General features: G+C 39.8%; 2 protein-coding genes. Both read left to right on the top strand.

All coding sequences use genetic code 11. The features are described from left to right. Nucleotides 1-232: 232 nt before the first annotated feature. Nucleotides 233-550 carry a PTS sugar transporter subunit IIB gene (locus ACYQ2O_RS12340; protein WP_346024414.1) on the top strand — a complete coding sequence of 106 codons (318 nt, stop codon included), beginning with the start codon at nucleotides 233-235 and terminating at the stop codon, nucleotides 548-550. 30 nt (nucleotides 551-580) lie between these two features. After that, nucleotides 581-904, top strand: coding sequence for a PTS lactose/cellobiose transporter subunit IIA (locus ACYQ2O_RS12335; RefSeq protein ID WP_346024413.1), 324 nt, complete (start codon nucleotides 581-583; stop codon nucleotides 902-904). The last annotated feature ends 264 nt before the right edge of the window (nucleotides 905-1,168 follow it).

Genomic DNA, 1,168 nt, shown 5'->3' with positions numbered 1-1,168 from the left:
AGTCCAATGGGACAACTGAAGAAAATGTTTGGGTAATGAAACACACAGAATGAGCCATTTTAATATTAAAATTGAAGAGTTACCATCTCTAGAAAAAAAGTTTCCGCCAAAGTCTTGACACATACTTCAAGAGGGAGAAAGTGGACAAGATTTTTTAAGAGGTGTATGATTGAAGTAAGGAAATATGAAAAATAGACAGGAAAAATTAATAAGAATATTAGGAGGAAACGGAATGGCAAAAAAAGAAATTATGCTGGTATGTGCTGCTGGAATGAGTACAAGCATGCTGGTATCTAAAATGCAGAAATCCGCGGAAGACAGAGGTCTGGAAGTGGAGATTTTTGCTGTGTCTGCAAATGAAGCTGATTCCAAGATAGAAACTCAAGCTATCGACGTCATGATGCTTGGGCCTCAAGTCCGTTACATGAAAGGTAAATTTGAGGAAAAGGCTAATGAACAGGGCATTACCATTGATGTCATCAACATGCAGGATTACGGTATGATGAATGGAGAAAAAGTCCTTGACCGCGCGCTGGAACTGATGGATTAACGATCCAGAATGACCTGGGAGGGAGCAGTCATGAGTGAAGAAAACAGAGAGTTAATGGAAGTGATCATGGCACTAATCATGCACGGGGGAGATGCCAGAAGCAGTTCGATGGAAGCAATCCATGCCGCCAAGAAGAGTCAGTTTGATCTAGCACAGGAGAAGCTGAAAGGAGCAGATTCATCGATTACTGAAGCCCATCGAGTTCAGACTGATCTGCTGACGCAGGAAGCAGCGGGAAATTCTGTAGAATTGAACCTGCTGATGGTACATGCACAGGATACATTAATGAATGCTATGACTTACCGAGACCTTGCTGAAGAAATGATCGACATGTACCGAAGAGTTGAGGAATAAACGTAAATGACAGCACATCTAGTGTGTCAAAGGTCATTTTCGATGAAAGTATTTAGAAGCTGCTGCTTGAGAATAGCTGATATGAAGCCTGTTCTTAAGCACCAGCTTCTTTATTTAATTTTTTTGCTAAAATAGTCATCTATGTGTAAAATAGTTGTCGGAAAGTAAAATAGTAGGGCAAGAAATTAAAGTAGACAAAAAGAAAGAAGACCCTTAATCTAGAGATAACCACAAATCCAGAAAAGAGGTCTTCTTATGAATCAA

The sequence above is a fragment of the Alkalibacterium sp. m-11 genome (genome assembly GCF_054658155.1).
Note: the sequence above shows the minus strand (reverse complement) of the source record. Positions and strands in the feature narration are given on the sequence as shown.

What these genes read in the sequence shown, in the direction of transcription:
- ACYQ2O_RS12340 (WP_346024414.1), top strand. Translation starts at nt 233, where the DNA reads ATGGCAAAAAAAGAAATTATGCTGGTATGTGCTGCTGGAATGAGTACA.
- ACYQ2O_RS12335 (WP_346024413.1), top strand. Translation starts at nt 581, where the DNA reads ATGAGTGAAGAAAACAGAGAGTTAATGGAAGTGATCATGGCACTAATC.